The organism is Polynucleobacter victoriensis, assembly GCF_900187875.1.
Classification (GTDB): domain Bacteria; phylum Pseudomonadota; class Gammaproteobacteria; order Burkholderiales; family Burkholderiaceae; genus Polynucleobacter; species Polynucleobacter victoriensis.
The window spans coordinates 1054279-1079457 of the sequence record NZ_FYEX01000001.1; the positions used below are offsets into that span (position 1 = coordinate 1054279).

24 protein-coding genes are annotated in these 25179 nt (G+C 41.8%); 5 read left to right on the forward strand and 19 right to left on the reverse strand.

Annotated elements, in window-relative coordinates:
- Window positions 1-660 carry a histidine phosphatase family protein gene (locus tag CFR83_RS05515; protein ID WP_088812974.1) on the forward strand — a complete coding sequence of 220 codons (660 nt, stop codon included), beginning with the start codon at window positions 1-3 and terminating at the stop codon, window positions 658-660.
- Here the strand turns inward: CFR83_RS05515 and ruvB are convergent.
- From ruvB to CFR83_RS05565, 10 genes are read right to left on the reverse strand one after another with little or no spacing between them, the layout of a single operon-like run.
- Entirely contained in the window at window positions 615-1673 is a 1059-nt protein-coding gene (gene ruvB / locus CFR83_RS05520) for a Holliday junction branch migration DNA helicase RuvB (protein ID WP_088812976.1), read from the reverse strand. The two genes, CFR83_RS05515 and ruvB, sit on opposite strands and share 46 nt — an antisense overlap.
- 32 nt (window positions 1674-1705) lie before the next feature.
- Entirely contained in the window at window positions 1706-2284 is a 579-nt protein-coding gene (gene ruvA / locus CFR83_RS05525) for a Holliday junction branch migration protein RuvA (protein ID WP_088812978.1), read from the reverse strand.
- 18 nt (window positions 2285-2302) lie between these two features.
- Window positions 2303-2800: a crossover junction endodeoxyribonuclease RuvC gene (gene ruvC / locus CFR83_RS05530; protein ID WP_088812980.1), complete on the reverse strand. Its 498-nt coding sequence runs from the start codon at window positions 2798-2800 to the stop codon at window positions 2303-2305.
- A 1-nt stretch (window position 2801) separates the two neighbouring features.
- Entirely contained in the window at window positions 2802-4385 is a 1584-nt protein-coding gene (gene purH / locus CFR83_RS05535; protein WP_088812981.1) for a bifunctional phosphoribosylaminoimidazolecarboxamide formyltransferase/IMP cyclohydrolase, read from the reverse strand.
- Between the two features lie 39 nt (window positions 4386-4424).
- A complete protein-coding gene (locus tag CFR83_RS05540; protein ID WP_088812983.1) occupies window positions 4425-4667 on the reverse strand; it encodes a helix-turn-helix domain-containing protein in 243 nt (80 codons plus the stop codon).
- 1 nt (window position 4668) lies between these two features.
- Window positions 4669-5685 (reverse strand): tRNA dihydrouridine synthase DusB, encoded by a 1017-nt coding sequence (dusB, locus tag CFR83_RS05545; RefSeq protein WP_088812984.1) that lies wholly within the window; start codon window positions 5683-5685, stop codon window positions 4669-4671.
- Window positions 5686-5743: 58 nt separating this feature from the next.
- Window positions 5744-6862, reverse strand: coding sequence for an FAD-dependent monooxygenase (locus CFR83_RS05550; RefSeq protein ID WP_088812985.1), 1119 nt, complete (start codon window positions 6860-6862; stop codon window positions 5744-5746).
- Window positions 6859-8229, reverse strand: coding sequence for an aminopeptidase P N-terminal domain-containing protein (locus tag CFR83_RS05555; RefSeq protein ID WP_088812987.1), 1371 nt, complete (start codon window positions 8227-8229; stop codon window positions 6859-6861). The genes CFR83_RS05550 and CFR83_RS05555 overlap by 4 nt, the downstream gene beginning before the upstream one ends.
- Window positions 8216-8932, reverse strand: coding sequence for an N-acetylmuramate alpha-1-phosphate uridylyltransferase MurU (murU, locus tag CFR83_RS05560; RefSeq protein ID WP_207758553.1), 717 nt, complete (start codon window positions 8930-8932; stop codon window positions 8216-8218). The genes CFR83_RS05555 and murU overlap by 14 nt, the downstream gene beginning before the upstream one ends.
- Window positions 8932-9957: an aminoglycoside phosphotransferase family protein gene (locus CFR83_RS05565; protein ID WP_088812988.1), complete on the reverse strand. Its 1026-nt coding sequence runs from the start codon at window positions 9955-9957 to the stop codon at window positions 8932-8934. Before CFR83_RS05565 ends, murU begins: the two co-directional genes overlap by 1 nt.
- Window positions 9958-9987: 30 nt before the next feature.
- Here CFR83_RS05565 and CFR83_RS05570 point away from each other — a divergent pair, with 30 nt between their 5' ends.
- The 4 genes from CFR83_RS05570 to rsmA are packed head-to-tail and all read left to right on the forward strand — an operon-like array spanning window position 9988 to window position 15422.
- Entirely contained in the window at window positions 9988-12351 is a 2364-nt protein-coding gene (locus CFR83_RS05570; RefSeq protein ID WP_088812990.1) for an LPS-assembly protein LptD, read from the forward strand.
- Complete coding sequence (locus CFR83_RS05575; RefSeq protein WP_088812991.1) at window positions 12348-13670, forward strand: peptidylprolyl isomerase; 1323 nt, start codon at window positions 12348-12350, stop codon at window positions 13668-13670. The genes CFR83_RS05570 and CFR83_RS05575 overlap by 4 nt, the downstream gene beginning before the upstream one ends.
- 2 nt (window positions 13671-13672) lie before the next feature.
- Window positions 13673-14644 (forward strand): 4-hydroxythreonine-4-phosphate dehydrogenase PdxA, encoded by a 972-nt coding sequence (gene pdxA / locus CFR83_RS05580; protein ID WP_088812993.1) that lies wholly within the window; start codon window positions 13673-13675, stop codon window positions 14642-14644.
- Window positions 14619-15422 carry a 16S rRNA (adenine(1518)-N(6)/adenine(1519)-N(6))-dimethyltransferase RsmA gene (gene rsmA, locus CFR83_RS05585; RefSeq protein WP_207758568.1) on the forward strand — a complete coding sequence of 268 codons (804 nt, stop codon included), beginning with the start codon at window positions 14619-14621 and terminating at the stop codon, window positions 15420-15422. The genes pdxA and rsmA overlap by 26 nt, the downstream gene beginning before the upstream one ends.
- Here rsmA and CFR83_RS05590 read toward each other — a convergent pair.
- Genes CFR83_RS05590 through CFR83_RS05630 form a run of 9 tightly spaced genes read right to left on the reverse strand, consistent with a single transcriptional unit; the run spans window position 15391 to window position 25147 of the window.
- Window positions 15391-16131 (reverse strand): lysophospholipid acyltransferase family protein, encoded by a 741-nt coding sequence (locus CFR83_RS05590; protein WP_088812996.1) that lies wholly within the window; start codon window positions 16129-16131, stop codon window positions 15391-15393. The genes rsmA and CFR83_RS05590 overlap by 32 nt on opposite strands.
- The gene (gene gmhB / locus CFR83_RS05595) at window positions 16128-16685 is read right to left on the reverse strand and encodes a D-glycero-beta-D-manno-heptose 1,7-bisphosphate 7-phosphatase (RefSeq protein ID WP_088812997.1); all 558 of its coding nucleotides are present in this window, start codon (window positions 16683-16685) and stop codon (window positions 16128-16130) included. Before gmhB ends, CFR83_RS05590 begins: the two co-directional genes overlap by 4 nt.
- Before the next feature lie 2 nt (window positions 16686-16687).
- Window positions 16688-18823, reverse strand: coding sequence for a glycine--tRNA ligase subunit beta (gene glyS, locus CFR83_RS05600; RefSeq protein ID WP_088812999.1), 2136 nt, complete (start codon window positions 18821-18823; stop codon window positions 16688-16690).
- A complete protein-coding gene (gene glyQ / locus CFR83_RS05605; RefSeq protein WP_088813000.1) occupies window positions 18820-19707 on the reverse strand; it encodes a glycine--tRNA ligase subunit alpha in 888 nt (295 codons plus the stop codon). Before glyQ ends, glyS begins: the two co-directional genes overlap by 4 nt.
- A 50-nt stretch (window positions 19708-19757) precedes the next feature.
- Complete coding sequence (gene lnt / locus CFR83_RS05610; RefSeq protein ID WP_165765053.1) at window positions 19758-21209, reverse strand: apolipoprotein N-acyltransferase; 1452 nt, start codon at window positions 21207-21209, stop codon at window positions 19758-19760.
- Window positions 21202-22041: an HlyC/CorC family transporter gene (locus CFR83_RS05615; protein WP_088813002.1), complete on the reverse strand. Its 840-nt coding sequence runs from the start codon at window positions 22039-22041 to the stop codon at window positions 21202-21204. Before CFR83_RS05615 ends, lnt begins: the two co-directional genes overlap by 8 nt.
- 30 nt (window positions 22042-22071) lie before the next feature.
- On the reverse strand, window positions 22072-22542 hold the full coding sequence (ybeY, locus tag CFR83_RS05620) for an rRNA maturation RNase YbeY (RefSeq protein ID WP_088813004.1): 471 nt from the start codon (window positions 22540-22542) through the stop codon (window positions 22072-22074).
- Complete coding sequence (gene miaB / locus CFR83_RS05625; protein ID WP_088813212.1) at window positions 22539-23882, reverse strand: tRNA (N6-isopentenyl adenosine(37)-C2)-methylthiotransferase MiaB; 1344 nt, start codon at window positions 23880-23882, stop codon at window positions 22539-22541. Before miaB ends, ybeY begins: the two co-directional genes overlap by 4 nt.
- Complete coding sequence (locus CFR83_RS05630) at window positions 23879-25147, reverse strand: putative Na+/H+ antiporter (RefSeq protein ID WP_088813005.1); 1269 nt, start codon at window positions 25145-25147, stop codon at window positions 23879-23881. The genes miaB and CFR83_RS05630 overlap by 4 nt, the downstream gene beginning before the upstream one ends.
- Window positions 25148-25179 lie beyond the last annotated feature (32 nt).

The following is a 25179-nucleotide window of genomic DNA, read 5'->3' on the forward strand; positions in this document are numbered from 1 at the left end:
ATGACGATTGTTTATTTAATTCGCCATGGCGAAACAATGTGGAATCGTGAAAAGCGATTGCAAGGTCATATTGATATTGGTTTAAATGATGCTGGTTTTTGGCAAGCTGAATGCTTGGCTAGACATATGGCTGGTAAAAATTTGGCTGCTGTTATTTCTAGTGATTTAAGTCGAGCCATTGATACTGCTAAACCAATTGCTGAGCATCATGAGCTCGATTTAATCTTTGATCCTGCGTTACGTGAGAGGCATTACGGCATCATGCAGGGTTTAAGCCATCAAGAGATTGCAGAGAACCATCCGCGCAATCATGCGGCTTGGAAAAACCGAGAAGTAGATTTTCAACCTGAGTCTGGTGAAAGTTTGCAGCAGTTTTATGACCGGGTAGTTGATGCTGTTAAGCATTGGGCTGATGCCTATCCTGATCAGGAGATTGCTGTAGTGGCTCATGGTGGTGTGCTTGATTGTTTAAATCGAGCTGCGACCAACAAAACGCTTGCGCAGGCACGAGATTTTGAAATTCTTAATGCGAGCTTAAATACACTAAGCTATAAAAATGGACGTTTTGAGTTAATTAAGTGGGGTGATGTGAGTCACCTAGAGAGCTCAACTGGTCAGCTTAATAAATCTTTAGACGAGGTTGATGGTAGTCCAAGGTGAGCATAAGCTAAAGCTGTAGCTACTCTGCCGCGAGGTGTTCTTTGTAAGAACCCTTGTTGAATCAAATAAGGCTCAATAACATCCTCAATTGTTTCTCTCTCTTCGCTAATGGCGGAGGCGAGGTTATCCACGCCTACTGGGCCGCCATCAAATTTATGGACAATGGCTTCTAATAGCTTTCTATCCATAACATCAAAACCTACTGCATCTACATCTAGCATTGATAGGGCTGCATCAGCAATTGATTGCGTAATTTGACCATTGGCTTTGACTTCAGCATAGTCTCTGACCCGCCTTAATAGGCGGTTAGCAATTCTTGGTGTGCCACGAGATCGTTTAGCGATTTCTAGGGCGCCACCATCATCTAACCCAGCATTTAGTAAATTAGCAGAGCGTTTTACAATCAATGACAACTCTTCAACTGTGTAGAACTCTAAGCGCGCAACAATACCAAATCGGTCTCTGAGTGGATTGGTGAGCATTCCTGCGCGTGTTGTTGCACCGATTAGGGTAAATGGCTTTAAATCTAGTTTCACGCTTCTGGCAGCTGGGCCATCGCCAATCATGATGTCAATCGCGTAATCCTCAAGTGCTGGGTACAGAATTTCTTCTACAACTGGAGATAGTCTATGAATCTCGTCAATGAATAAAACATCATTAGCTTCAAGATTGGTAAGGAGTGCGGCTAAGTCACCAGGGCGATCTAGCACTGGCCCACTCGTTTGACGTAGGTTGACACCCATCTCTCTGGCAATAATATGAGCCAGAGTGGTTTTACCTAATCCAGGAGGGCCAAATAAAAGCACATGATCGAGAGCTTCCTGTCTTTGTTTAGCTGCTGATATAAAAATTTCTAGTTGGCCACGAGCTTTTTTCTGACCAACATACTCTTCTAATTGTTTGGGTCGTAGCGCTCGCTCTAATGCATTGTCATCAGTGCTTGCGGCTGCTGTAACCAAGCGTTCTTCTTGGTTGTTTGCCGAAGGGGTGATGTCGTCAGTTTTTATCGCCATGAGTAGAGTTTATTACTATTTGGACAATCTACTTACGCTTTAGATAAGGCCTTGAGGGCTAGTCTGATGCCATCAGACACTGAGCTTCCTGGGATTACTTGTTTTAGTGCCAATTGGGCCTCTTTATCAGAGTAGCCTAGGGCCGTTAATGCCTGCAGAATTTCTAGTTGGTTATCTGTTTGATGAGTTTGATTTGATAAGCCAATATCTGCACCGATTTTCCCTTTAAGCTCTAAAAGCAGGCGTTCAGCTGTCTTTTTGCCAATACCTGGAACCTTAGTGAGTCGAGCAGATTCTTGTAGCGTGACAGCTTGTGCTAACTCTTCAACACTCATGCCAGATAGCAGTGACAAAGCAGTCCTTGCTCCAATACCGCTAATTTTGATAAGAGATCTAAATGCTTCTCTTTCAGAGTCGGTGGCAAACCCAAATAATTGTTGGGCATCTTCGCGCACCACAAAATGAGTGAGCAACGTAACCTGTTGGCCAATCGCTGGCATTTGATAAAGGGTGCTCATGGGCACGTCAATTTCATAGCCTACGCCATGGCAATCCACAATAAGTCTGGGCGGGGTATTGGCAATTAAGATGCCTTGTATTCTTCCAATCATGTCGACATCTTAAGCTGATTATCGAAATTGTTGTAGTCGCTCATTAAGTTCTCTGTGATGTGCTGCGCAAATAGCGACAGCTAATGCATCAGATGCATCTGTGCCGGCAACTTTATTTAGTTTTAACAAACGTTTTACCATTTCTTGGACTTGGCTTTTGCTCGCTCTTCCAGAGCCCACAATTGCTTTTTTAACTTCTAGAGCGCTGAACTCAACCATGGGTAAGCCACCAGACACTAAAGATGCAATTGCTGCTCCGCGAGCTTGGCCAAGTAGAAGTGTCGATCTTGGGTTTACGTTTAAAAAAACTTGTTCCATCGAGGCAGCATCTGGTTTGTATAAATCAACCACCTCTCTAATGCCTGCGTACAGCGTGGCTAATCGTTGTGGAACTGAAATTTCAGTTCCACCTGTTTCGATTGTGCCCGATGCTATGTAATTTAGACGTTGACCCTGAACTTCAATAACGCCAAATCCACTGACGCGAAGTGCTGGGTCAATACCTAAAATGCGCATATTAATGACGGAAGTGACGTGTGCCTGTGTAGACCATTGCTACACCACGTTCATCGGCCGCGGCAACAACTTCGTCATCGCGCATACTGCCACCTGGCTGAATAACGCAGGTAGCGCCTGCATCCACCACAACATCTAATCCGTCTCTGAACGGGAAGAATGCATCGCTAGCTACAGCTGAATTTTGGAGTGTTAAACCGGCGTTTTGAGCTTTGATGCTAGCAATTCTGGCTGAGTCAATACGACTCATTTGGCCAGCGCCAACACCGAGTGTCATGCCATCGCCACAGAAAACAATTGCATTTGATTTAACGTATTTCGCAACACGCCAAGCAAACATTAAGTCTTCCATTTCTTTAGGCGTTGGCTGACGTTTTGTAACAACGCGTAATTCACTTGGTAGTACATTTTTAGCATCTGGACTTTGCACTAATAAGCCACCGCCTACACGTTTAATGTCTTGTGGATTGATTGTTTCAGCAAGTTCAATTTCTAATAAGCGAACATTTTGCTTGCTAGCAAAAATTGCTAAAGCTTCTGGTGAGAAAGCTGGGGCAATTAACACTTCCACAAACTGTTTAGATACTGCCTCGGCAGTGGCACCATCACATGGCCTATTAAAGGCAATAATTCCGCCAAAAGCTGAAGTCGAATCTGTTTTAAAAGCTTTTTGGTAAGCCTCAAGCGCAGAGTTTGCTACCGCAACGCCACAAGGGTTGGCATGTTTGATGATTACGCAAGCTGGTTGGCCGCTAGTAACAGTGTTACCAAAGCTCTTAACGCATTCCCATGCGGCATCCGCATCAGCGATATTGTTGTATGACAATTCTTTGCCTTGTAGCTGACGATAGTTTGCAAGGGCGCCAGGAACTAATTGCGTATCTTTGTAAAACGCAGCACTTTGATGTGGGTTTTCACCATAACGCATTTCTTGTACTTTATCGAATGCCAAGTGAAGCGTCTGAGGATATTCGCTACGAGTAGTGTGTTCTAAGTTATCGCCAAGGCTTGATAGGTAGTTGGCAATGGCACCATCGTACTGGGCTGTGTGAGCATAAACCTTTTTAGCTAGTTTGAAGTTGGTAGCAAAAGAAACTTCATTCTTGTTAGCACGCATCTCTGCTAATACGGCGTCATAGTCAGTTGGTGATATTAAGACGGTTACATCTTTATGATTCTTGGCAGCGGCACGAAGCATGGCTGGTCCACCAATATCAATATTTTCAATAGCATCTTCAAAAGAGCACTCTTCTTGAGCAACGGTTTTTTGGAATGGATATAAATTAATCACAAGCATATCGATTGCGCCAATGCCGTGTTCTTTGATGGCAGCCATGTGCTCTGGGTAATCTCTGCGAGCCAATAAGCCCCCATGAACCATTGGGTGGAGTGTCTTAACACGACCATCTAACATTTCAGGAAAGCCAGTAATTTCTGACACCTCTACTACTGGTAAGCCGTTTTCAGCTAATAACTTGGCTGTGCCGCCAGTAGAGATTAATTTAACACCACAGTCATGTAGTGATTTGGCAAAAGGAACAATGCCAGATTTATCAGAAACGGAAAGTAAGGCTGTACGAATCATAAGAGTCTTTTGAAAATAAAAAAGTTAATAAATAGGAGGTTATAAGAGACCGTGTTCTAGTAGTTTCTTTCTAAGGGTATTGCGATTGATGCCTAGATAGTTGGCAGCAAGAGATTGATTTTGGCCAGCATGTTTCATGATTAATTCAAGAACTGGTTTCTCCATCACGCTCAAGACCATTTGATAAACATTGCTTGGTGCGGTGTCACCTAAATCATCTAAATATCTTTTGAGATGCTTTTCAATGGTTTGGCTAACTGGATGTTGTTGAGGGGCTTGCATATTAAGCTGCTTCTAAATAAATTAAATGTTCTGATTCTTCTTTGAGTGAATCAAAGAATTGATTTACTGCTTCTAATTGTTTTTGACAGTCATCAATTGTATTCATGTGATGCCTGAACACATGCGATCCTTTAAGCCCTTTGCAATACCAGCCAATGTGCTTACGTGCTGTGCGAACACCCGCATATTCACCATAAAACTCATAGTGATCAATGAGGTGGTTGTTGAGAATACCTTGTATTTCCGCAACTTTGGGAGCATCTAATAATGTACCTGTTTGCAGGTAGTGCAAGATTTCTCTAAATATCCATGGACGTCCTTGAGCAGCTCTACCAATCATTAATGCATCAGCCCCAGTTAACTTGAGTACCTGAGCAGCTTTATGTGGTGAATTAATGTCGCCGTTGGCAACCACTGGTATTTTGATGGAGGATTTAACTGCAGCAATTGTCTCGTATTCGGCCTCTCCACGATATAGGTCTGCTTTTGTTCGACCGTGAATAGTAAGCATTTCAATGCCACTGTTAACTGCAATTTGAGCAATCTTTAAAGCGTTTTTGTTATCACGATCCCAGCCAGTTCTGATTTTTAATGTGACGGGCACCAGGGGGTAATCTCTCTTAACTGTATTGACAATTTTTTCTAAGATTCTGCCTACCAAGGCTTCATCTTTTAATAGAGCTGATCCCGATGCAACATTACAAACTTTTTTGGCTGGGCAACCCATGTTGATATCAATAATTTGTGCGCCACGGTCAATATTTAAAACTGCTGCTTCAGCCATCATCTCAGGATCCGCTCCAGCTATTTGAACCGATATGGGTTCAACTTCACCATCGTGATTGGCTCTTCTTAGAGTTTTGGCGCTATTCCAGAGCATGGCATTAGAGGCAATCATCTCTGAAACGGCGTAGCCAGCCCCTAGTTTTTTACATAATTGTCGAAATGGGCGATCCGTTACCCCTGCCATGGGGGCCACAAATAAGTTATTTGGAAGTGTGTGCGGACCTAATTTCATCAGGGCGCAACTCTAACATGAGAAGCTTACTTTTGCTTAAATTTTAAGCAAATAGCGACTAGCGTTGTCCAAACATCATTTGGCGAGTAAGGCCTTGTTTAATAGGAGGCATCAGTTGTAGGCTTGATAGTGCAATACCTCTAGCCCAAATGACTGGTTTAAGTTTTGATGTAAATATTCTTGCTAAGAAATCTGTCGTAGTAATCGTTGTATTTCTGTCGCGTTTTCTTAGTTCTTGATATTTTTCGAGTGCCTCGGTCACATTATCTGATTCTGTGAGAACGTCAGCCAAGGTGTGTGCATCTCTTAACCCTAGGTTAAGTCCTTGGCCCGCAACTGGATGCATGGTTTGTGCAGCATTACCAATCCATACTTCATTTTTATCAATTATTTTTTTTCTAGCATTTAATCCTAAGTTGTAGCTACGTAGCTCACCAGCTTCTAAAAAGGTTCCTGCGCGAGTGCCAAATGAAGTTTGTAGCTCGCTTAAAAAAGCTGAGGCATCTAATTGGAGGCGTCGATCAGTTGATTCGGGGCTACCGCACCATACAAGGTTTAAGTATTCAGGACCCTTGTGGCTAGGTAGTAGGGCAAGCGGCCCCTCATTGGTAAATCTTTCCCAAGCCATATGATGGTTTGATTGATTCATCCTAACCCAGCCAACGATTGCTGATTGCTGGTAGTCACGATAGATTTCTTGCCAGTCCTGTTGTTTAAACAACCCGCCTTCAGCATGAATAATTACATCTGCTAAGTTACTAATATCTAAAGCATCAATTTTTTGATCAAAGTGCCATTGGAAATGAGGAGAATTAGCTGCAATCTTTTGAAGTGCGTGTCTAAGAGATAAATGGATATCTGCGTATCTAACAATATGCCCCAAGGCATCTTGCTGCAATTCTTCTCTGCGCACAATGGCTCTACCAAAATGACCACGATGAGACACGTGAATAGTATGAATCGATGGGGATTGATTTGGCCATGCACCTATTGTTTTTAGTAGTAAATGACTGCCTTGAGAAACCGCTAAACCTCGACTGTCACCCTGAGTGACCGCAGCATCACCGCTAGCTAATCGATCATATAACTGAACATGGGCATCAGGTTTCTTATGCAAAATCCAACTGGCACACGCTAGTCCGACTGGGCCTGCACCGATAATGGCGATTGTTTTCATGATGAGTGTTTCATCAAGTATTCAATTTCATTGACGCTGACTGGCACATCTCTACTCATTAGCTCACAATCGCCAGTAGTAACTAATGCATCATCCTCAATGCGGATGCCAATGTCCCAATATTGTGGGTCAACATCATCTGATTTTCTAATATATAAGCCGGGCTCGATGGTTAAAACCATGTTCGGCATCAATGTTCTCCAGGCTTTGGGCTCTGTATTGCTACCAGGTTCTCTGTATTGGCCAACATCATGCACGTCCATGCCTAGCCAATGGCTAGTGCGGTGCATGTAAAAACGCTGATAAGCTTTGGTTTCAAGTGCATTATCCAAACTGCCAATCGTTGAGCGATCAATTAAGTTTAAGTCTAATAAGCCCTGGGTTAAGACGCGTAAGGCAGCATCGTGTGGCGCTTGAAAGTCTAAGCCCTGTTTTGTTTTATCTATTGCTGCTATTTGTGCGGCTAGAACAATTTCGTAGACCGCTTTTTGTGCACCTGAAAATTTTCCGTTAACTGGAAAAGTTCTAGTGATGTCTGAGGCATAGCCATCTAACTCGCATCCTGCATCAATAAGACATAAATCACCATCTTTTAATTCTGCATTGCCTGCTCTGTGGTGTAAGACGCATGCGTTAGCGCCAGTTGCGACAATGCTGTTGTATGCAACACTTTGTGCGCCCGCGTATCTAAAAGTGTGTAATAGCTCTGCTTCTAGATGGTATTCACGTAGGCCTGGGCGACTAGCTTGCATTGCCCTAATGTGCCCCTTTGCTGCAATTTTCCCAGCTTGGCGCATGATGTTGATTTCATGTTGATCTTTGAATAAGCGCATTTCATGAACAATCGTTTCTGCATCAAACAATACTGCAGGTGTGTTTGCGCCAGTTCTTGCCATACCTTTTACTTCATTGAGCCAATTTTTTAATTGGTTATTGATGGGCTCAGCATTAATCAATCTTGAAAAAATAGCATTTTGATTGGCTAAGTAGGTTGGCATTTTTTCATCTAATTGTGCGTTAGAAAATGCAGAATTAATTCCTAGATATTTAGGGGCTGCTTCAGGGCCTAGACGCCAACCATCCCAAATCTCTCTATCTAAATCTTTCGGTCTACAAAATAGAATGGTTTCAGTTTTATCTGACTTGACGATCATCACCAGTGTTGCGCCTGGTTCATCAAAACCTGTTAAGTAGTAGAAATCAGAATCATGGCGATATGGAAAGTCGCTATCTCTATTGCGGTATTTTTCAGCAGCGGTATCAATGATCAGAATGCCGCCACCACTTTTTGCAAGAATAGATTCGGCTACGCGATTTCTTCTTTGCGCATAAAGTGCTTGGGGAAATTCTTGATTAAATATTGTCATTGCTATTTAGTTCAGCCAATCTTTCTGGGGTGCCAACGTCTACCCATAAAACATTTAGCATTTCTCCTAAGACCAAATTTTCACTCATGGCTGATCTTAGTATGGGCGCCAGTTTTGCCACAGACCCCATCTTAATACTTTTAAATAAATCTTGGTGGTACAGGCCTGCCCCTGAAAAAGTATGGTTAATTGATGAGCTAGTTTTGTCTGTTACCAAATTACCATTGAGCTGAAAATCACCTTCAGGATGGTGGCTGGGATTCTGAGTTAAAAAAAGATAAGCCATTGGGGGTTGCTTGTGTTTTCTTAGCTGATTCGTGATTTCTAAAATTCTTTCAAAAGGAAACTGCGGGCAAAACACATCTCCATTTATTGCAAAAAAGTAATCATCAATTTTCATAAGAGACATTGCTTGACGAAGTCCGCCTGCAGTTTCTAAAGCCTCATTCTCAGCAGATAACTGAATGTTTAATTTTTTAAATCTATCTTGACTAAAGTGTTGAATAATTTTTTCGCCTAACCAAGCGTGATTGATCACAACATTAGTTAAATGATTGGTAGCAAGCCCATCAATATGCCAGTCAATCAATGCTTTCCCCTTTACCTGCAGTAAAGGCTTCGGCGTATGGTCAGTCAGAGGGCGCATTCTTTCGCCACGACCAGCAGCTAATACCATGCAAGGAATTGTCTGGGTTTTATGCATCAGAAGGTCAGTCCGTCTGGTCTTTGAATGCCTTCAATGCTATCTAGTAGCTGCACCAAAGGTTTCAAGGCAATATATCTCTCCGCAACTTTTCTTGTGTATTTGAAAACCAAAGGAATGTCTTTTAGATAGCCATCCTTGCCATCACGGTGGTAAAGCCTTGCAAATATGCCTAATACTTTGAGATGTCTTTGTAGACCCATCCATTCGTAGTCACGGTAAAAGTCACCAAATTCGTTTTGGACTGGTAAGCCAGCTTTTCGAGCTTTATCCCAATACCGAATTAGCCAATCCATTTGTTCTGGCTCTTCCCATTCAATATAAGCATCTCTGTAAAGAGAGGCTAAATCATATGTAATAGGACCATACACAGCATCCTGGAAATCCAAAATACCTGGATTATTCTGATCTGTGACCATTAGGTTTCTACTGTGATAGTCCCTATGGACTATTACTTTTGCTTGAGAAAGATTATTTTGCAAAATGAGGTCAAACACCTTTGCCAAATCATCTTTTTGTTTGGCATCTAGTTCAATTTGTAGGTGTTTACCTAAGTACCACTCTGGGAATAGGTCTAGTTCACGGGTCAATAGAGCTTTGTCATATTCAGGTAAAAGCCCGGGTTTGCTGGCAAGTTGCATTTGAATTAAAGCGTTATTAGCATCTTGGTACAGTTTTGGGGCAGTTTGCTGATTTAAGACTGATAGGTATGTCTGATTACCTAAATCCGTTAATAGTAAAAATCCTTGCTCAATATCTTTTTCAAGAACTACTGGGACATTTAGTTTGGCATCGGCTAGGAGCTTGGAAACGTTAATAAATGGCTTGGTATCCTCTGTGGCTGGTGGGGCATCCATGACAATAAAGCTGGTTTGGAGACCATTTTTATTCCCTAAAACCCTAAAGTAACGCCTAAAACTGGCGTCGCTCGAGGCTGGTTGGGTAGTTGTTAGGTCTAAAGACCACTTGGAGGCTAAAGTACCTAGCCAAGTATTTAATTGAGATAAGCGGTTATCTGGGTTCATGGATTCGTATAATAAAAGCACTTAACAGTTATGCCTAAAACTTTTATCGCCAAGCGCCTATCTCCTGGTTTAAAGCACCCTAAATTCAAGAAATTGTTTTTAGGGATTTTGGCATATGGTTTTGCTTTACCAGCTTTACATGCTCAAGAATCCCCTAAGCTAGATGAGCCTCTAAATCTTAAGCTGGAGGACCAATTGTTGGTTCGTCCAGTGGTTCCAGATGATCTGGCTCCAACCTTTACCTCTTCTAAGAAATTAGATGGGGTAGTTGATCGTCAAATGCGCCTTGAGGGTGATGCGGTCATTAGAAGAAATCGCACCGTTGTTAAGGGTGATTTAATTACTTATGACCCAGATACAGATATTGCTGACGTAGAAGGTAATGCATCCCTAATTAAGGATGCAACGTCTTTTAAGGGGCCTAAAGCAAAAATCCGCTTGGACGCGCAAGAAGGCTGGATGGATGAGCCGACATATGAGTTGAAAGAGGTTGGGGCTAGCGGTAAAGCTTCTAGAGTTGACTTCAAAGAGAATAATGAATTTGAATTTGAGAAGCCTACATTTACAACGTGTAGACCAGATAATGTTGACTGGTATTTATCTGCCAGCAAAATGGATGTTGAAAGAGACGTCGATGTAATTATTGGCACTAATGGGGTGTTGCATTTCTTTGACATCCCTGTTTTTTATACGCCAGTATTTGCATTACCTTCTGGTTCATCACGCAGATCCGGATTCTTATCTGCAACTTATGGTCGAGTAAAGCGTGGTGGGGTTTCTGGATGGGATATTACGGTTCCATACTACGTAAATTTAGCACCCAATAGAGATATGACTTTATTCCCTAGGTATATCCAAAATCGTGGGGAGCAGTTGGGTGGTGAGTTCCGCTATCTAGAAAAAAATTACCAAGGTATTTTGACGGCTGAGGCAATTTCTGATGCTGCTTATGGAAAGGATCGTTGGGCGTTCGGACTTAAACATGCTCAAACAGTTCGACCAGGTCTGGTGGCTTATACAGATTACAGTCGTGTTTCAGATGATCGTTATGTTGATGATTTAGGTAAAAGTCTAAATGGTGTTGTCAACCGACAATATAACCAAGAGGTAGGTGCTCGTTATGCGATTAATGGTTGGAGTGTTTTAACAAGAGTTCAAAAGTTCCAAACACTACAACCTGATCCAACAAATCCTATTTTGTTGCCATATGAGCGAGAGCCTCAAGTTAACGCTAAGTTCATTAAAAATAATTGGAATGGCCTAAATTTCTCATTTGAGTCAGACATAACTAGATTTACCTATAAAGGTTTGTTTGACCCAGCCAACTCCTTATATTCAGGAAGAACTTTCAAAGAAGGTAATCGTGCATACATGGTTAGTTCAGTCGCTAAACCATTTATGACCCCGGGCTATTATTTGACCCCGAAGGTAACTCTGAGGTCAACGCAGTACAGCGTAGATCCATTCCCAGGACAAGCTGATATTAGCCGAAATGTTACTTTGCCAACATTTAGCTTAGATTCTGGAGTCATACTGGAGAGAGATGCGCTGGAGTTAAACGGTATTGTTGGAAAAAATATGTTGATGACCTTGGAGCCAAGGGCTTTTTATGTCTACACACCATATACCTATCAAAACAATTTGCCATTATTTGATACAGCAGATGCTGGCTTCGGTATATCTCAAATTTTTAGCGAAAACTCGTTTGCTGGTAACGATCGTATTGCTGATAACAATAAAGTAACTTTTGGTATTACCTCTAGAATTCTTGATGCCGATACAGGAGTAGAGCGTCTTAGGGGTGTAGTTGCTCAGCGTATTGATATTAGTGGTCAAAAAGTTGGTTTGACTGCCGAGCAAAACTCAACAAAACGTTCAGATATTCTTGCTGGATTATCTACAAGATTAATGGGTAACTTTAACGTAGACGGATTGGTTCAATACAACGAACAGATTTCTAAGCTAGTGCAGCAAAGCGTGACAGCCAGCTATCGTCCAGAAGTAAGAAAATTGTTAAACGTTAGTTATAAGAAAACCATTAACCCATCCGACTTGGCAACAACAACAAATCAATATGAGGTTTCTGGGCAGTGGCCAATTGCTCGTCAGTGGTATGGTATTGCGAGGTATAACTACGACTTCATCTCGAATGAGGTTCTAAATAGAGTGACTGGTGTTGAGTATGATGCAGATTGTTGGGTGGTGAGAGTAGTTCAGAGACGTTTTAAAAATACATCAACATTGGCCACGTCAGAAATTTATATGCAGTTAGACTTTAAGGGTTTTTCAAGTTTTGGCAGTAACCCAATTAATTTAATTCGATTTAACATACCTGGATATGAGCCAGTTAACTCAAATCCCGCACCAATTTCACCATTTGAAAGTTACGAATGAAGCTAGTTAAGATTGTTTTATGCGCATTAGGTTTGATGATTATTGGGCAAACAGGGTTTGCGCAAAATAAAAATCGTGCCATTGATCAGGTGATTGCTATCGTCGATACAAGCTTGGTGACTAAGCTTGAGTTGGAAAATCGGATTGCATTAATTGAGAGGCAATTTAAAGCAGCTAATAGACCTTTGCCTCCAAGTAATGAGTTAAGGGATCAAGTTTTAGAGCGTTTGATTTCTGAGCGTATTCAATTAAATCTTGCAAAAGAATCTGGCGTTAAAGTCAGTGATAAAGACTTGGATCGAATTATTGGCAATATTGCTGGGCAGAATAAATTAAGTCCAACAGAGTTCAAGGATAAGGTCGAAAAAGAGGGCACCACTTTTTCTAAATATAAAGAAGAGCTACGAAAAGAGGTCCAGTTAGCGAGGCTTCGTGAGCGTGAGGTCGATGCTAGGGTTCAGGTGAGCGAGTCAGAGATTGACAGTTACATTGCTGAAAAAGACAGAGGTAGATTGTTGCAAGCCGGTAATGATGAAATTTATTTGGCGCAAATGTTGGTGAGCCTACCGGCTAATGCTAGCGATTCTGAGTTAGCTTCTGCAAAGAAAAAAGCTGAAGATATTTTGAAGGATGCTGGAGCAGAAAAAGACTTCTTAGCTTATGGCAAACGTATTGCAACACCCGGCTCTGGAGTAAGGGTTGAAGATTTAGGTTACAGAACCTTGGACAGATTGCCACAGTTATTCATTGATGCAACTCAAGGTCTTGGTTCGAATCAATTGGTGTCGCGAGTATTACAAAGTGGCGCAGGTTTCCATATTATTAAGGTGATTGATCGTAAAGGTTCTGTTGTTGCCAACACACAGAATATTGTGGTTACACAAACTCAGGCAAGACATATCCTATTAAGGCATCGTAATGGCGTAACTGATTTGGAAGCTCAAAGACGTCTTAACAGCTTTAAAGACCAAATTAAAGTTAAAGCTGCGGATTTTGCTCAGTTAGCAAAGAAACATTCTGAAGATGGCTCTGCGCCAAATGGAGGAAATCTTGGTTGGATGTCGCCAGGTGAGTTGGTTCCTGAGTTTGAGCAGTCAATGAATCAGTTGAATGTTGGTGAGGTGAGTGATCCAGTGAAAACAGAGTTTGGCTGGCACTTAATTCAGGTGATTGAACGTCGTCAGGCTCAGTTGTCTGCTGATAAACAAAGAGATTATGCTCGTGCCACTCTGCGCGAGAAAAAGCTTGATCAGGCTTATCAAGATTGGCTCAGACAAATTAGAGATGCAGCGACTGTAGAAATTCGCTCAATTGATTAAAGATGATTCGATTAGCCCTTACAACAGGTGAGCCTGCAGGTATTGGGCCTGAGATCAGCCTGAGGGCAGCGGAGATATTTCTTCAAGAAAATCCAGATGTAGAAATCAATCTAATTGGTGATAAATCTCTATTTGCAAAAAATTTGCATGATCGATTGACGGTACAACATACGCCTCTTCGGGCAAATGTAGTCCCTGGTCAACTAGATAGGGCTAATGCCAGTTACGTATTAAATACTTTGGATCAGGCGATCGAAGGTTGTCTTAATGGGCATTACCAAGCAATGGTAACGGCGCCTGTCCAAAAAAGTGTTATTTCAGAATCGGGTATTAAATTTAGTGGGCACACAGAATATCTCGCTGAAAAGTGCGGAGTGTCTCTTGTTGTCATGATGTTGTGTGGCAAACCAGTATTTAAATCTGATTTATTGCCAGAGATGTTGCGTGTTGCTTTGGCGACAACTCATATTCCATTGCACGATGTTTCTAGTCATTTATCGATTGATTTACTGCAAAAGACCATTGAGATTATTGGTAAAGATTTAAAAGATAGATTTGGCATTAATCAACCAACTATTTACGTCTCTGGATTAAACCCGCATGCTGGAGAATCTGGGCATATGGGGCGTGAGGAGATTGACGTCATTGTTCCAGCCATAGAGTTGATGCGGCAAAAAGGTTACGTTTTGGTGGGTCCTTTGGCAGGAGACACCATGTTTAGTCCCAATCATTTGCAAAAAGCAGATGTTATTTTGGCGATGTATCACGATCAAGGTTTAGCCCCCTTTAAATTCGCAACTTTTGGAGAGGGTGTTAATGTCACTTTGGGTTTGCCAATCATCAGAACCTCTGTTGATCATGGAACTGCACTCAATTTGGCGGGAAAAAATATTGCTGATGTGACAAGCATGTTGGCTGCTTTACAGATGGCAACTTTAATGGCAAGGAATCAGAGTGGCACATCAGGCTCGTAAGCGCTTTGGACAACACTTTTTGGTTGATACTGGAATTATTTATTCCATTATTCGTGCTATTCAACCTCATCCAATTGATCAAGTAATTGAAATTGGACCTGGTTTGGGTGCTATGACTAAACCCTTACTGGGTTCATTGGATGAGTTGTCGGTAGTTGAGTTAGATCGAGATTTGGTGAAGCGTTGGCAATCTCAAAACATTGCAACATTACAAATTTTTGAGGCTGATGCACTTAAGTTTGATTTTTTGGAATGGGCGAAATTAGCTAAACAAAAAATTGCTAATTTGGTTGAGCCTCGCGTCAAAATCGTTGGCAACTTACCTTACAACATTTCCTCACCGCTGTTATTTCATTTGATGAGTGCGGCAGATTATGTCGATGAGCAAGTTTTTATGCTTCAGGCTGAGGTAATTGAGCGTATGGTGGCCCATCATGGGGATTCTGAGTACGGTCGCTTATCAGTGATGTTGCAGTCTCGTTATCACATGGAGAATGTGCTACACGTGCCGCCAGAGGCGTTTGATCCACCGCCAAAAGTAGATTCTGCCGTAGTTAAGATGATTCCTAGAGTTGATTTAAAGTTGACTTCAGAAGAGTATGCCGCGCTAGAGACGATTGTTTCAATGGCATTTGCTCAGCGAAGGAAGGTACTACGTAACAATTTATCTAGCGTTCGAGATCAATTGGATTTGCCCGATGAGACTTTGGCGCTACGGGCTCAAGATATTGCTGTAGATGATTACATTACTTGGGCGCGTAAGCTGGCGCATCAATAACGCGCATTTCAGCCTCAATCCACTTTTCAGTTTCTTGGTGTAGTTGTTCGGCTGATTTATTTTCAGATGAAATAGCTGGTCCAATTGAAATTGTTACTTTTCCTGGATATTTGAGAAAGCTATTTCTTGGCCATACATGGCCTGCATTGTGAGCAATAGGGATTACCCAAGCTTTTGTTGCGCTTGCAAGACGAGCTCCACCTTTTCTGTAAAGTGTATGTGCACCTACTTTGGTGCGCGTACCCTCTGGGAAAATGATGATCCAAAGACCTTGACCTAAGTATTTTTTACCTTGACCAGCAATTGATTGTGACGCTGCAGCTTTATTCGAGCGATTGATGTGAATCATTCTTAGTAGCGCTAATGCCCAGCCAAAGAAAGGAATCCAAAGTAATTCGCGTTTGAAAACAAAGCACAACTGTTTTGGTATGAGGGCAATAAATGCAATAGTTTCCCAAGCAGACTGATGTTTGGATAATAAGATGACCGGCTTATCAAGCATCGCTTTGAGGTTGTCCATGCCCAAGATTTCATATTCAATTCCGCAAATCTTTTTAGCAAGGTAGGTCATCGTGATATTCCAACCTTTAGTTAACTCATAGCGCTTTTCTGCAGAAATGAGCGGGAAAATTACGATACACATCACAGCATATGCTGGCGTAAAAACCAACATGGATAAAAAGAAAAGACTCGATTTGATAACAATCATGTGCGTTGTATGAAGTGGTTGGCAAAAGCCATTAAATCTTGGTGTATCGCTGTGTAAGGAGGTAGTTCTCCAGAGGCTCTGGCTTTTTCACCTTTGCCTGTTAGCACTAAATGTGGTTCTGCACCTACAGCAACACCAGCAACTAGATCTCTAACGCTGTCACCAACGATAGGCACTCCTTTGATAGAGATGCCATAGCGCAGCGCAATCTGCTCAATCATGCCTGGTAGTGGTTTTCTGCAATGACAGGAGTCTGCATCAGTGTGCGGACAAAAGAAAATGGCATCAACATGACCGCCTACTTTGTTAAGTAGGCGATGAAACTTTTCGTGGATGGCATTTAAGATGTCCATATCATATAAGCCACGACCTATGCCTGATTGATTGGTGGCAACCGCAATTTGATACCCTGCTTGATTGAGTTTCGCGATTGCTTCTAAGCTGCCAGGAATAGGTTTCCACTCGTCTGGCGATTTGATGTAGTGATCGCTATCTTCATTGATAACGCCATCTCTATCAAGTATGACCAGTTTAGAAGCAAGTTTTGATGCCATAACTATGCAGCCAATTTACCAATATCTGCAACTTGATTCATCAAGGTATGCATTTTTGTAAGTAGGGCAAGACGGTTATCTCTTAGAGCCGTATTTGGATCCATGACCATCACATCATTGAAGAAGTTATCAACATCAGTTCTTAATGTAGCAAATGCTTGTAGAGCATCTGTAAAGTTACCTGCCTTAAAAGACGCATTAATCTGGGGCATGATGTTCTCAAGCGCTGCAGCCAGAGATTTTTCTGCTTCAACGCTTAATAAATCATGATTGATTGTTTCTGGAATTTTGAAGTCAACTTTTTTCAGTATGTTGCCAATACGTTTGTTGGCTGCAGCGAGTGCTGCTGATTCATCTAGCGCAGCAAACAATCTAACAGCTTTGAGTCGATCCAAAACATCATTGAATACTTCAGGTAATTGACTTACAACTGATTCAACTTCATTAGTAGAGTAATTTTTGCCATCTAAGCTCTGATCTTTTAGATAAGCGCGTAACCTATCTAAGATGAAGCCATGAATAACAGCAACATCCACATTTTTCTTGACCTCGTCCTGCGCAAAAGCTGCAAGAGTTGTGGTGATTAAATTACAAACATTGAGCGGTAATTTTTTCTCCAAAAGAATTCTGCAAATCCCCAAAGCATGACGGCGAAGCGCAAAAGGATCTTTTTCGCCTGTTGGTGCTAAGCCAATTCCCCAAATGCCTACTAGAGTTTCTAGCTTATCTGCAAGGGCTAAAATTGTTCCGGTATTTGTATTAGGTAGTGCATCACCAGCAAATTTTGGTGAGTAATGTTCCATACAAGCTGCCGCAACGTCTGGATGCTCATTGTCATTCAGGGCGTAGTAGCGACCCATAATGCCTTGTAATTCTGGGAATTCGCCAACCATGTCAGTTAGCAAATCAGCTTTAGCAATTTTTGCTGCACGCTCTGCTAATTCAATACTGATCGCCGGGTTATTTTTTTTGAGTTCTGTTGCGATGCTTTGAGCAATTTTGCCAACTCGTTCTGTTCTCTCAAGTTGAGTGCCCAACTTATTGTGGTAAACAACTTTAGATAAAAGAGGAGTTCTTTCTAATAAAGATTTTTTACGATCTTGTTCGTAAAAGAACTTGGCGTCTGCTAGGCGAGGTCTTACAACACGCTCGTTTCCGGAAATAATTGCTTCTGGAGTTTTTGTTTCAATATTTGAAACAATCAAAAACTGATTACTCAATTTGCCATTTTTATCGGTCATGGCAAAGTATTTTTGATTGGTCTGCATTGTCAAAATTAGACATTCTTGAGGAACTTCTAAGAATTCCTTTTCAAACTCACAGGTGTAGATAACAGGCCATTCAACTAATGAGCAAACTTCCTCTAGAAGAGACTCTGGCATTAAAACGGATTGTCCATTCGAGGCTTGGTTTAGCGCATCACGAATTTTTGCAATCCTTGCTGAGTAGCTGGCAATTACTTTCCCCTCTTTTTCAAGAGAGTTAGCGTATTCATCAGCATGAGCAATTGTGATAGATCCTTTGGATAAGAATCGATGACCAATGGTGGTGTTACTGGACTGCAAACCTAGCGCTTCAATTGAGATAGTTGTTGTGCCATGTACAGCCAATAAGCCGTGAGCAGGCCTTACAAATTCAACATCTTTAACTTGAGCAGTACCTGGCGCTATTTGATAGCGCATGACTTTAGGGATTGGCAGTTTGCTAATGGCTTGCTCAACAGCAGTTTGGAGACCAGCAGCAAGCGTTTGGCCTGCCACATCAATTGTTAAATAGAATGCTTCAGATTTATCGGACCCCTGTCTTTCTAGCTGGCTGACTGACACATCGGGGTAACCGAGTGAGGCTAGTTTTTTAAGTAAGGGTGCGGTTGGTTTTCCATCTGCATCCAAGGCAATAGATACGGGCAATAGTTTTTCTTTAACTGCGCGATCAGGTGCTTTGTTTAATACTGCGGATAAATGAACAGCTAATCTGCGTGGAGTAGCAAAACTTGTCGTCACGCTAGCTTCAGTTAATAAACCTTGGCTTTTTAGAGATTGTTCAATCGTTTCTGAAAAACTTTGGCCAAGTTTTTTAAGAGCCTTAGGAGGAAGCTCTTCGGTGAATAGTTCGAGAATTAAAGGTGCTGTACTCATTTAACACCCTCTAATTTTTGACACATAGGGAAACCTAATTTTTCTCTAGACTCATAGTAGGCCTGGGCCACGCTACGAGATAAATTGCGAATACGACCAATATATGCAGCTCGTTCGGTAACTGAGATGGCGCCACGTGCATCTAATAAGTTAAATGTGTGGGCTGCTTTTAAAACCATTTCATAGGCAGGTAATGCCAAAGGAATATCCATCAGACGCTTAGCTTCGTTTTCATAGTTACCAAATTGTTGGAACAGTAAGTCAGCGTTTGAGTGCTCAAAATTGTAGGTAGACTGTTCTACTTCGTTTTGGTGGTAGACATCGCCATAGCTGACTCCATCAGTCCACACCAAGTCATATACGTTTTCAACTTTTTGCAAATACATGGCTAAACGTTCTAAGCCATACGTAATTTCACCAAGAATTGGTTTGCAATCGATACCGCCAACTTGTTGGAAATATGTGAATTGAGTCACTTCCATGCCATTAAGCCAGACTTCCCAACCAAGACCCCAAGCGCCCAACGTTGGGTTTTCCCAGTCATCTTCTACAAAGCGAATGTCATTCTGTTTTAAATCTAGCCCGAGCGCTTCTAAGCTACCAAGATAAAGATCAAGAATGTTTTCAGGAGCTGGTTTTAAAACTACTTGGTATTGATAGTAGTGTTGAAGTCGGTTTGGATTCTCACCATAACGACCGTCTTTAGGGCGACGTGATGGTTGGACATACGCAGCTTTCCATGGCTCTGGACCAATAGATCTCAAGAAGGTGGCCGTATGGGATGTCCCAGCGCCAACCTCTAGGTCGACTGGTTGAAGTAGGGCGCAACCTTGTTGGTCCCAGTAATTTTGTAGAGTAAGAATGACTTGCTGAAAGGTAAGCATATGATAGGTTTCCTGAACCCTAAGATTTTACCTTTCTTGCCAGGTTAAGCCTACTTTTTGTTTTTGCGCCAAGCCAAGATTAAAAATAAGCCACAGATCATCAGAATTGGAATATCTCCGACCCAGACATAGGGGGTTTTGCCTGAATATGCCTGAATTTCTGCTTTTAAGATTCCTTGCTGAAATTTTGGTAGTTGGCGCAATACTTGACCTTGGTGGTCAATCACTGAAGTGATGCCAGTATTCGTAGCTCTTAGGGTGGGGATGCCCGTTTCGATAGACCTTAACCTAGCCAATCGAAGTTGTTGTTCAGCAGCTTGACTGTCACCAAACCAAGCGAGATTGGTCAAGTTAACCCAAAGGTGGTGGTCAACCGCAGAATTTCTTTGACGGGCAGCTAATTCGTTACCAAACACATCTTCGTAACAAATCAAGATTCCAACAGCAATCTCGTCGATACCTTGAAGAATGATGAATGGAGCTTGTCTGTCTGATCCACGATAAAAGTTACCAAGAGGAACTTTAAATAAATCAACGAACCATTGGGCACCCCATGGCACAAACTCTCCAAATGGCACTAGATGGGACTTGTTGTATTGGTAATTTTCACCTTTACTTTTTAGCCCTATTGCCGAGTTGGAGAGTTGCCCATTCGGGCCCATACCAATCGCACCAAGAATGATGTTTTGAGAATTATTTTTTGGCTTAAGGTTCTCAAATAGTGGGTCAAATTTGGTTGGTTGGACTGGAATAGCCGTTTCTGGGGCTATGATTAAAGAGCTTTTACTTTTTTTGATGGCATCGTAGTAATACTCAATTTGTTGACTAATACTCGCTGGATCAAATTTGGTGGTTTGTGCAAAGTTACCCTGAATTAAGGACAGATCAATTGGTCGACCAATTGGTTGGGTAAATGAAAAAAGACCTATTGCATGGCTGGCAGAAATGACGGCGATAGTGGCTACAATCTTCGTAAAGAAGTTATTTTTACCTAGGCTTAAGTAAGCTGCTAAAGCTACGCATAGCCATGTGCATGCAAGTCCCCCCAGGAGTGGCGCCCACGCAAAAAATGGGCCATCAACTTGTGATTCGGCAAAACCAGCCCATGGAAACCCTGTGAATAGTTGACCTCTTAACCACTCGAAAATAACCCAACTACAGGCAATTCCGATGATTCGTAAGGTGTTGGATTGATAAAGATGGGTCAGTTTTACTGCCGCAGCATAAAACAAGCCTAAGTAGGCTGATAGGACAATAACGGCAAAAATAGAGAGTGCTGCTGGAAGTCCGCCTATGTCGTGTAGGCTAACAAATATCCACCATAAAGAATTACAAAAGTAGCCTAAGGAAAAAATCCAGCTAGAACGAAATGGGTGTGCGTCTGAAAAAATGGCACGGAAAAAAATCGCTAAGCCAACAATCAGAAACCATCCGCCATATGGCAATTCAATTAGCCAAGAGCAGATGCTACCTAGAGCGAAAAACAGCAGGCTTTTAATCAATTTCAGTTTTTGTTGCGAGTAAAACGTGTACCTGTCTTGCGTCAGCCCGTTGAATCTCAAAAATAATGTTATTAATTTTGATCGATTCCCCTTTATGAGGAACTCTGCCTATGTTTTTTAGAATGAATCCAGCTAAGGTGTCATTGTCATCATCTTGAAACGATGTGCCTAAAGCGTCGTTTACTTGCTCTAGTTCTGTGATGCCCCGAATTCTAAATTTGGATTCGCTGACTTTGATGATGTTGTCTTCAATGTCGTCTGTGTCATGCTCGTCTTCAATGTCACCTACGATTTGTTCTAACACGTCTTCAATTGTCACAAGACCTGCAACGCCACCATATTCATCAACAACAATGGCGATGTGATTGCGGTGTTCTCTAAAGTCTCTTAGTAGGACGCTAAGACGTTTTGATTCAGGAATAAATACCGCGGGCCTGAGCCAATCTCTTAGCTGAAAGTCATCTTCCTGGGAGTGACGCAATAAATCTTTTGCTAAAAGTATGCCAATGACGTTATCGCGGTTGTCTTCATAAACTGGGAATCTTGAGTGTGCTGCTTTAATCACTTCAGCGATTGTGTCTTCGATTGATTCGTTAATATCAATCCAATCGATTTGCGACCTTGGCACTAGGATGTCTCTTGCAGCCAATTCCCCAACTTGAAAAACACCCTCGATCATTGCTAGGGCATCTGCGTCAATTAATCCCTCTTTATGAGATTCTCTGAGGGTTTCGAGGAGTTCAACCCTTCTTTCTGATGCTGATGCAGGGGTTGGCGACAGCAAATCGCTGAGGCGTTCTAGGAGGCTTTTCGACTCTGGTTCAGTTGTCATAATGTATAAGCATAGCTTATTTAGATGAAATTATATGTAGGGATTAGCCTGTTTTAGCTTTTTGAGTATGGAGATTTCTAGTTGTTCCATGGCTTCCGCTTCTACTTCATCTTCATGATCAAATCCTTGTGCATGAAGAGTGCCATGCACGATTAGATGAATGAGGTGTTGCTCAAGTGTTTTATTCTGCTGTTTCGCTTCTTTTTCAAGTACCGGCAAACAAATCACTAAATCAGCTGAAAGATGGTCAATGCCATTTTGTAGTTCATAGGGAAACGTCAAAATATTTGTGGCGTAATCCTTGTTCCGATAATTAGCGTTTAGTTTTTTGCTTTCAGCTTGACCAACAAATCTAACGGTAATCGTCGCATTTTCTTGTAGAGCTTTTTTAATCCAATTGCCTACTTTTCTTTTTGTAATTAAGTCTTGCCATTTTTGAGCCATGGCTGAAGTGGCAAACTGAATTTCTAGTGCTAATTTAGGAGGGGCTTTGGCTTTCATTCTTGAATGATAAGCTCACCGCGTAATGAGTGTGCCATAGCTTCTGTAAATTTGACTGATTCAAGTTTGCCAATCAATCTTTTTGCGTGATCGTTATTGACCTCAATCAACACCACACGACCATTTTCGGTTCTACCTTGCAAATGAATTCCATCACGAGCCATGCTTTCCATCATGACTTTTTCTGTTTTACCAACCATGCTTCGATTGATTTCCAGGACATGTTGGTCAATTTGGGCAACAAGTGTTTTTAGGCGTTCGTTTTTTACTTGGGTAGGGGTGTCGTCTTTGAGATTGGCTGCTGGCGTGCCAGGACGTTCGCTGTAAATAAAGCAGTAGCTGTTGTCAAATTTAATTTCTTTGACTAACTTCATGAGTTGGTCAAAATCCTCATCAGTTTCGCCTGGGAACCCTACGATGAAATCACTTGAAATAACTATATCTGGGCGAATTGCTTTAATCTTTTTGATGACACTTTTGTATTCCAAAACGGTATAGCCACGCTTCATGTTAGCTAACACCCGGTCGGAGCCGTGTTGCACGGGCAGGTGAAGGTGATTAACTAATTTAGGTAGTTTTGCGTAAGCATCAATTAGGCGTTGTGTGAATTCTTTGGGATGGCTAGTAGTAAATCTAATTCGCTCAACCCCAGGAATATCTGAAACATATTCAAGCAGCATGGCAAAGTCAGCAATTTCTTCAGAGCCACTCATCTTGCCACGATAAGCATTTACGTTTTGACCTAGCAGATGGATTTCTTGAACACCTTGTTGCGCTAGACCGGCAACCTCTGTGAGCACATCCTCAAAAGGTCTCGAAACCTCTTCACCACGCGTGTAGGGTACGACGCAGTAGCTGCAATATTTTGAACAGCCTTCCATAATTGATACGTAGGCTGCGCCACCTTCGACTTTTGCTGGAGGGAGATTGTCGAATTTCTCAATTTCTGGAAAGCTAATATCTACTTGCGGTAAGCCTGTTTGATGTCTTGCCTCAATTAACTCTGGAAGTCGATGTAGTGTTTGTGGTCCAAACACAAAATCAACATAAGGAGCTCTATTAACAATATGCTTGCCTTCTTGACTGGCAACACATCCACCAACACCAATTAGTAAATTTGGTTTTTGGGCTTTTAGTTCACGCAAGCGACCTAAGTCTGAAAAAACTTTTTCTTGTGCCTTCTCTCGAACTGAGCAGGTATTTAGAAGAATCACGTCGGCATCTTCTGGATGATCAGTTTTAATCATTCCATCGTGATGGTTTAAGACATCCACCATTTTGTCAGAGTCATATTCATTCATCTGACAGCCAAATGTTTTTACGTAAACTTTTTTCATTATTTGAGCACTTGAAATGCTAGAACAGCAATGATTGTAGGTGGTAGAGCAGCCACAAATAGCCAAAGAGCTGACACACTACCTTCGGGGAAGTGTTCGCGCAATATGGACATGCCTGCAGGATTGGGCGCATTAGCGATCACTGTTAGACCGCCTCCCGTGATGGCTCCTGCAACAACAGCGTATTTGAATTCATTGCTGGTGCCCTCAACAAGAGAAGCAAGATAAGTTAAGGCAGCATTATCAGTGATTGCAGTTAGTGCTGTAGCACCATAATAAACAAGCGTACTACTCATTTTTTCTAAGATGGGCTGAAGCCACCACTGCTGCATGCCACCCAAAACAACTAAGCCGGCTAAGAAAAAGGCAACCATCAAGGCTTCTTTTAGCAATAGCGGATTTTGAAATTTCGAATAGGCATGTGTGTAGCCCATGAAAAATAATAAAAGTCCCATAAAAACTACAGGGTGATGAGCAAATATAACAATGCCTGCTAAGAATGTTAGGTGTACAAGCATGACAACGAGTGGCATGACGTCTTTATCTTCTGAGGGGTTATCCTTAGGTAGATATTTGTGCATGAGGAGCGTTACTAGCAAGGCGTTAGTTAAAACTGCTATGCCAGCCTTAATGCCGAATGTATTAAAAACAAACGCTGTATCCCATCCCCACGTGCTTGCAACCATCAATATTGGAGGTGCGGCAAAATTTGTAAGCGCGCCACCAATTGACACGTTGACAAACAGAACACCAATCGTCAAATACATTAACTTGATATCTGATGTTTGACTAAATATTTTTCTCTTTAGTAGTAATGCGGCCAAAGTCATTGCTGCGGGCTCAGTGATAAACGAGCCTAGTAGCGGTACCAAACTTAGGGTCACGAAGTAGTTGGTAATGATGCTATTGATAGAAAATATTTTCGTTAAAAGTGCTGAAACCAATCTAACTAATTCAGATGCAAAATGAAGAACTGGTTTGCTAGCAGCTACCACCATGATTGCAAAAACAAATAGAGGTTCTGTGTAGTTGCGTGTTTCTAAATATTCCACAGAAGGTTTATGGTCACCTAAAGTAATGGCCATAAAAACAATCAAGATCATGGCCCAAAAACCAAATACAGCTTCTACTTCACCTAGAAGGTGCCAAAGACCAGAATGGTTTGGGTGCTTGTGGGCTAAACCTTCAAAAAAAGATGATGAGAATGTATGTAATACGGCGATTACAAAAAGTGTTGTTGCGATGATCTGTAGATTGGTCGGATTCATTTTGAGCCTTGTGAGTTCAAATTTTATTGGGT

Bases quoted from the DNA above. Each gene is read 5' to 3' on its own strand.
- CFR83_RS05515 (WP_088812974.1), top strand. From the start codon at position 1: ATGACGATTGTTTATTTAATTCGCCATGGCGAAACAATGTGGAATCGT.
- ruvB (WP_088812976.1), bottom strand. From the start codon at position 1,673: ATGGCGATAAAAACTGACGACATCACCCCTTCGGCAAACAACCAAGAA.
- ruvA (WP_088812978.1), bottom strand. From the start codon at position 2,284: ATGATTGGAAGAATACAAGGCATCTTAATTGCCAATACCCCGCCCAGA.
- ruvC (WP_088812980.1), bottom strand. From the start codon at position 2,800: ATGCGCATTTTAGGTATTGACCCAGCACTTCGCGTCAGTGGATTTGGC.
- purH (WP_088812981.1), bottom strand. From the start codon at position 4,385: ATGATTCGTACAGCCTTACTTTCCGTTTCTGATAAATCTGGCATTGTT.
- CFR83_RS05540 (WP_088812983.1), bottom strand. From the start codon at position 4,667: ATGCAAGCCCCTCAACAACATCCAGTTAGCCAAACCATTGAAAAGCAT.
- dusB (WP_088812984.1), bottom strand. From the start codon at position 5,685: ATGAAATTAGGTCCGCACACACTTCCAAATAACTTATTTGTGGCCCCC.
- CFR83_RS05550 (WP_088812985.1), bottom strand. From the start codon at position 6,862: ATGAAAACAATCGCCATTATCGGTGCAGGCCCAGTCGGACTAGCGTGT.
- CFR83_RS05555 (WP_088812987.1), bottom strand. From the start codon at position 8,229: ATGACAATATTTAATCAAGAATTTCCCCAAGCACTTTATGCGCAAAGA.
- murU (WP_207758553.1), bottom strand. From the start codon at position 8,932: ATGCATAAAACCCAGACAATTCCTTGCATGGTATTAGCTGCTGGTCGT.
- CFR83_RS05565 (WP_088812988.1), bottom strand. From the start codon at position 9,957: ATGAACCCAGATAACCGCTTATCTCAATTAAATACTTGGCTAGGTACT.
- CFR83_RS05570 (WP_088812990.1), top strand. From the start codon at position 9,988: ATGCCTAAAACTTTTATCGCCAAGCGCCTATCTCCTGGTTTAAAGCAC.
- CFR83_RS05575 (WP_088812991.1), top strand. From the start codon at position 12,348: ATGAAGCTAGTTAAGATTGTTTTATGCGCATTAGGTTTGATGATTATT.
- pdxA (WP_088812993.1), top strand. From the start codon at position 13,673: ATGATTCGATTAGCCCTTACAACAGGTGAGCCTGCAGGTATTGGGCCT.
- CFR83_RS05590 (WP_088812996.1), bottom strand. From the start codon at position 16,131: ATGATTGTTATCAAATCGAGTCTTTTCTTTTTATCCATGTTGGTTTTT.
- gmhB (WP_088812997.1), bottom strand. From the start codon at position 16,685: ATGGCATCAAAACTTGCTTCTAAACTGGTCATACTTGATAGAGATGGC.
- glyS (WP_088812999.1), bottom strand. From the start codon at position 18,823: ATGAGTACAGCACCTTTAATTCTCGAACTATTCACCGAAGAGCTTCCT.
- glyQ (WP_088813000.1), bottom strand. From the start codon at position 19,707: ATGCTTACCTTTCAGCAAGTCATTCTTACTCTACAAAATTACTGGGAC.
- CFR83_RS05615 (WP_088813002.1), bottom strand. From the start codon at position 22,041: ATGACAACTGAACCAGAGTCGAAAAGCCTCCTAGAACGCCTCAGCGAT.
- ybeY (WP_088813004.1), bottom strand. From the start codon at position 22,542: ATGAAAGCCAAAGCCCCTCCTAAATTAGCACTAGAAATTCAGTTTGCC.
- CFR83_RS05630 (WP_088813005.1), bottom strand. From the start codon at position 25,147: ATGAATCCGACCAATCTACAGATCATCGCAACAACACTTTTTGTAATC.